Genomic DNA, 5847 nt, shown 5'->3' with positions numbered 1-5847 from the left:
GTGTGGTTTTCGCCGGTCCGACCGGTGTCCTCGCCCTCCCGACCAGCGCCGCACCGTCCGCGCTGACCAACGCATGGAAGGCACTCGACCTCGGCACCCTCGCCGAGGACGGCCTGTCGATCATGTACAAGCGGTCCTCGAAGGACGTGAAGGACTTCGACGGCGCCGACTACGTGTCGCCGCAGGACGACTTCTCGGATGGCTTCAAGGCCACGTTCCTCGACGTCGACAACCTGAACCTCGTGAAGAGCGTGTACGGCACCGACAACGTGACCGTCACCGCCGCGAACGGGTCGCACGGCGAGCAGATGACGATCTTCCACGCCCCCGACCAGCTGCCGTTCCAGCAGGCCGTGGTGGCGGTGAAGTCGGGTGCGAAGCGCAAGCTGTACGTCGCCGAGATCTGCCGCGTCACCGAGATCGCGGAGATCAAGGACGTCTACAACGACGCCACCAAGTACGAGGTCACCTGGAAGGTGTTCCGCGGCTCGGACGGCAAGTTCCTGAAGGAGTACCGCGACAACGGTGTTCTCGCGGTGCCCGCGAACTACACGGTGACGATCAACGGCTCGCCGGCCGGTGGCACGTTCACCCTGTCGGTCGGTGGCCAGACCACGTCGGGGATCGCCTACAACGCGGCCCCGTCAGCTGTCGACTCGGCCCTGGAGGCGCTGTCGACCGTCGGCACGGGCAACGCCACCGTCACCGGTTCGGCTGGCGGCCCCTACGCCGTCACCCTCGCCAACGGCGGTGTCCTCACCGCGAGTGGTGCGGGCCTCACCGGCGGCACCAACCCGAGCGTCACCGTTTCCTGACGTTCGACTGACTCGGCCTGGCGAAGGGTTTCTCCCCTTCTCTGACCAGGAGCCGCGACCTTTTGCCAGGCCGGGGCATGGCTCCTGATCATCGTCCACCCATCCAAGAAAGGGCTCCTGGTCACCCCATGTCTGTTCCCGAGGGCTACTCCGTAGCACCCGTCTCCACCGATCACCTGTGCAAGCTGGCGGTTCCTGTTCCCGGCCGCGACGAGCCGGTGCTGATCGAGGCTCCGTTCCTTGCGTGGATGCCGCCGGAGAAGATTGATGAGTACGAAGAGTGGGCCAGCGCAATGGTGACCGACGAGAAGGACGTCACCGACTGGCACACCGACAACGACCACCTGCCGAAAGATGAGCGCACGCCGTTTCCCGCGAAGAAGGCGAAGCTTGTCGGCGATGGCGATCCCAAACGCAAGCGTGAACTCCTGCGGGAGATGAAGATCCGCTGGATCAAGCCGTACATGGATGACGAGGACTACACCGCCCTCATCTCGTCGACGAAGCTGCCCGAGGCAACCATCACGTGGATCTTCGACCAGCTGAACAAGAAGGACGTCGCGCCGGTCACGGTGGGGGAATCCGTGGCCTCCGCCGACTCCTGACAGAGCACGGGGAGGCCATCGCCTCGGACGTCATCGACCGCGGTATGAGGCTGCGGGATATCGGCAAGCCGTGGTTTTCGTGGGCGGATCTCAAAGCGATCGTGATGCGGGCTTTCTCGGACCCCATGTCGGAACTGCATCGCAAACTGAACCCGGATTGGCGGCTGCAAACCCCCGAGGTGCGGTTGCTGTCGGAGATTGCGACCATCCAGTCCTCAAGCCGCTACTGGCAGGTCGCGAAGATCCTGAACGGCCAGGATGTACCTCAAACGTATTGGGAGACCCGCTACGGGCTACCCGCCGAGGAAGTCGATGAGGTGGACAACGCCGCTGAGAGCGCGGACGCCGCGGCCCGTGCTCGAGCCGTGGCGAACGAGATCATGGCCGGTTAGCTACTTGCCCTGACGGACCAAACTCACAGCTTCGTCAAGATCGCCTGAAGTGGGCCTTTCTTGCAGGCAGAAACTGGCATTGCGAACCGCGGTGTAGTCATCGATGCAACGCTCCAGCCAGTCGTTCCACTTCTGCTCAGCGGCAGCGATTTCACGCACCGACTGTTCGCGCCCTCCCTGTTTCTGCAACGCCTCATATGGGCCGGCTAGCGACCTCTGAACGGTCGCATAAACCGACGGACATGAGGCGTCTCGGAACGAGTCCCAGCATGCCTTGGCGGGCACGTACGCCGCTTCTATCTGGGAGGCAATCTCATCATTCGTCGGCGGCTCACTGGTCTTCGGTGACTGGTCACTCCCGCCGCTGCTGCATCCCGCGACAAGAACCAAAAGTGCGGCGACTGCCGCAACAACTAGGCGCTTCATATGCCCGATGTTAGTTCGGGCAATTCGAACAGGAGGTGTGTATGGCTGAGCTAGCCACCGCGTACATCTCCGTTGTCGCGGAGACTTCAGGCATTCCGCGGCAGATCCGAGCGGCACTCGGTTCGGCTCAGCGTGACGCCACGTCTGCGGGTCGCAGCACCGGCAACTCCTTCGCGTCCTCATTCGGATCGAGCTTGAAGGGCATCGGTGCTGCCGCTGGTGTGACGGGCGGTATCGCCGCTGTCGCGGGTGCGATGAAGTCGGCGATCTCGTCTGGCATGGACTTCACAACCAGCCTGAACACGATGCAGGCGGTTGCTGGGGCGTCGTCAGCGCAGATCGCTCAGGTGTCGGAGAAGGCCCGCCAACTGGGCACCGACAACCAGCTCGCGGCGACGTCGAGTGTCGACGCGGCGCAGGCGATGGTGGAGCTTGCCAAGGGCGGGTTCACGGTCGATCAGTCGATGCAGGCCGCCCGTGGCACCTTGCAGTTGGCGGCCGCCGCGCAGATCTCGGCGGCTGACGCGGCCACGATCCAGTCGCAGGCATTGCAGGCGTTCGGAAAGGACGCGAGCTTCGCGGGAACCGCCTCAGACATTCTCGCCAACGCCGCGAACCAGTCGTCGGCCGAGATCACCGACGTCGCGATGGCGTTCCAGCAGTCAGGTGCTGTGGCAAACCAGTTCGGCCTGTCGATGAACGACACCGCCGCCACGATCGCCCTCCTGGCAAACGCGGGCATCCAGGGTTCCGACGCCGGCACCCTGCTGAAGTCGACGCTGCTGGCACTCACCGACCAGGGCAAGCCCGCTCAAGCCGCCATCCAAGAGCTTGGTCTCACCGTTTACGACGCGCAGGGCAAGTTTGTCGGTATGGAGCAGCTTTTCGGGCAGCTCCAAACCGCGTCGAAGCGGATGACGCCGGAGATGTATCAGGCGGCAACCGCTACCCTGTTCGGCTCGGACGCTGCACGTATCGCCGGTGTCGCCGCGCAGCAGGGTGCGCAGGGCTTCGACAAGATGCGCGACGCGATGGGCCAGCAGGGCGCTGCCGCCGCAGTCGCTGCCGCGAAAATGAACGGCCTGCCGGGTGCGTGGGAGAAGTTCAAGAACGCAGCCCAGGACGCCGGTCTCGCCTTCTACGACGCCGTGCAGGGGCCACTGACCGCCGCCGCCACGTGGGCCGCTGATGCGATCGGCAACATCACCGACGGCGCATCCGGCATCGGCCAGAAGTTCAAGGACGTGTTTGCGAGCGTGTCCGACGCCTTCCAGAGCGCCGGCGGCATGGACCTGATCAGCGGGTGGGGCGACCGACTCAAGGGCATCTTCGACTCGCTGATGGATTCCGCGCAGGAACTGTTTCCCGTGGTCGGGAAGCTGGCCGAGGTTTTTGGTCAGGCCAGCGCAGTGATCGCCGTCGTCGGTGTCGAAACCTTCGTCTCTGCTCTCGAGGCCGCCGCGCAGATCCTGTCGGTTGCCGTAGTTCCGATCCTTCAGCTCGCCAACTCGGTTCTCTCTGCGATGCAGCCGCTTGTCGTCGCGGGTGTCGCTGCGTGGCTGGGGTTCAAGGCCGTCGCTCCAGCGCTGGCCGCCATGCGTGCACAGATGACAACTCTCAGCAGTCAGACCACTGCAACGACTACTCGGATGCGCAACTTCACTGAGCAGATGCGGGTGCAGCAGTCACTTGCCCGCATGTCGGGTACGTCGATCGGCGTTATGGGTTCCGCCGTTGCTGTTCTCGGCACGCAATACTCTGCGATCGGCCGGATGCAGGGCGCGTTCATTACTGCGTCTGAGGGGGCAACACGGTTCAGCAGGACGGCCGGAACTGCTGCCGCTGTTGGTAGTGGCCTTCGTTCTGTTGGGTCGGGTATCGCCGGTGTGTTCGGCGGACCGATGGGTCTCGCGCTGGCTGGTGTCACTGCGGGCATCGGGATTTTCGCGTCGTCGTCGGCGCAGGCCAAGTCGGCCCAGGAGGGCTTGCAGCAGGCCATCAAAGGCACCGCTGACGCCCAAACCGCCCTGAACGAGGCGCTGTTCGCTTCTCGTGGCGCGGTTGATGACAACGTCATGGGGCTGGCGGCGAAGCGTGTCTCGGCGATCGGCGACGAGTACGACGCTGTGCAGAAGAAACGCCAGAGCTTCATGGGGGCGCTCGGCGACACATCGACCTGGAAGCAGGCCATCACCTTCGGTGGCGCCGACTCAAATTACGACAAGACCAACGCTGCCGCGGATGCCGCGAAGCGCGCTCAGGACGCCCTTGACGGGTTGAAGATGAGCGACCAGCAGCTGGCGGCCGCGGTCACCGGCAACCAGGGCGCGTTCGACAACGTGCGTGCCCGGCTGGTCGCGATGGGTGACGGCGGCAAGGACGCCGCCTCGAAGCTGGCGCAGACCCGTGCCGACTTCCTCCTCGTGCAGGAGACGGCCCGCCGCACTACCCCCGGTTTCACTGAACTTCAGCAGGCAATGCAGAAGTACTCGGATTCCACTGCGTCGGCCACGGACAAGTCGAATGCGCTGAAGAATGCTCTCGACGCACTGAACCCGGCTCGCGGCAAGCAGGCCGCGATGGCGCAGTTCAACGACACTGTGCGTCAGGTGGCGGATTCCACAAAGGAAGCTGTTGATCAGACGCGGGGTTACGGGCAGGCGCTGATCGCCGCTGGCGGTGCGATCAACACCACGAGCCAGAACGGCTCGGACTTGCAGAAGACCCTGACGGGCATTGTGGACGCCACTGTCACCGCTTCCAGCGCGGGCGCCGACATGAACGACGTCAACGCGAAGAACCAGCAGGCGTTCCAGCAGCTCGCAAACCAGTACGGCATCAGCATCGGCGATATCAAGCGCGCCGCAGACACGCTTGGGCTGTCCGACATCAGTGTTGTTGTCGGCCTGAAGGGCGCCAACGAAACGGTGCAGGGCCTCGGAGCCGTGCAGGCAGAATTGGGCAAGATTCCCGCCGGTCAGCCCAAGGTTGTCGAGGTTCAGTCGGGGCAGCTCACCAAGGACACCCGCACCACGCTCGAGCAGATGGGCTTCAAGCTTCAGGATATCGACCGCAACGGCGTGAAGACCGTTCAGATCAGCGCGAACGATCTCGCGTCGGGTGCTCTGAACGCTGTGCTGGCGAAGCTGATCCAGACCGGCAACACCAACGCGAATCCGCAAGTTGTGCTCAACGATTCGCAGTTCCGTGTCGCGGACCAGAACGCCCGGCAGCAGTTGGGCTCTCTCGCCAGCCAGATCGCGGACCCGAAGGCCAACCTGATCATCGACCAGTTGGTGCAGGGCAAGACGGTGTCGATCCAGCAGTTGCAGCAACTGGATCAGACCATCGCGAACCCGCAGGTCCGCATGGAAGTGCAGAAAATCCTCGCCAACATCCAGCTGGTCAACGACGCGTTGGACCGGACCGCGCAGGCCCGCACCGCCTACATCAACGCGCAGGTCACCGGACTCAACTACGGTGACCGCACGCAGAGCGGTCAGGTGTTCCGCGGCCCCGGACTGGCGAACAACGCGGACGGGTCGATCCGTAAGTACGCGCAGGGAGGGGTGAACAACCTCCCCGACAGCGCCATGATCCAGCGCCCCC

4 protein-coding genes and 1 pseudogene are annotated in these 5847 nt (G+C 64.1%); 4 read left to right on the top strand and 1 reads right to left on the bottom strand.

The window, feature by feature from the left end; all coding sequences use genetic code 11:
* The 3 genes and pseudogenes from LX12_RS21545 to LX12_RS21535 form a co-directional block, all read left to right on the top strand.
* Positions 1-815, top strand: a pseudogene (locus LX12_RS21545) (hypothetical protein); the annotation flags it as partial.
* Positions 816-943: 128 nt separating this feature from the next.
* Positions 944-1420: a hypothetical protein gene (locus LX12_RS21540; protein WP_253656672.1), complete on the top strand. Its 477-nt coding sequence runs from the start codon at positions 944-946 to the stop codon at positions 1418-1420.
* Between the two features lie 44 nt (positions 1421-1464).
* A complete protein-coding gene (locus tag LX12_RS21535) occupies positions 1465-1812 on the top strand; it encodes a hypothetical protein (RefSeq protein WP_253656671.1) in 348 nt (115 codons plus the stop codon).
* On the opposite strand, the gene LX12_RS21530 is transcribed toward LX12_RS21535, so the two are convergent.
* Positions 1813-2238, bottom strand: coding sequence for a hypothetical protein (locus LX12_RS21530; RefSeq protein ID WP_253656670.1), 426 nt, complete (start codon positions 2236-2238; stop codon positions 1813-1815).
* A 41-nt stretch (positions 2239-2279) separates the two neighbouring features.
* Between LX12_RS21530 and LX12_RS21525 the strand changes: the two genes are divergently transcribed.
* Positions 2280-5847, top strand: a 3568-nt coding sequence (locus LX12_RS21525) for a phage tail tape measure protein (RefSeq protein ID WP_253656669.1), incomplete at its 3' end; no start/stop codon positions are given.

The sequence above is a fragment of the Williamsia serinedens genome (genome assembly GCF_024171725.1).
GTDB lineage: Bacteria > Actinomycetota > Actinomycetes > Mycobacteriales > Mycobacteriaceae > Williamsia_A > Williamsia_A serinedens.
Note: the sequence above shows the minus strand (reverse complement) of the source record. Positions and strands in the feature narration are given on the sequence as shown.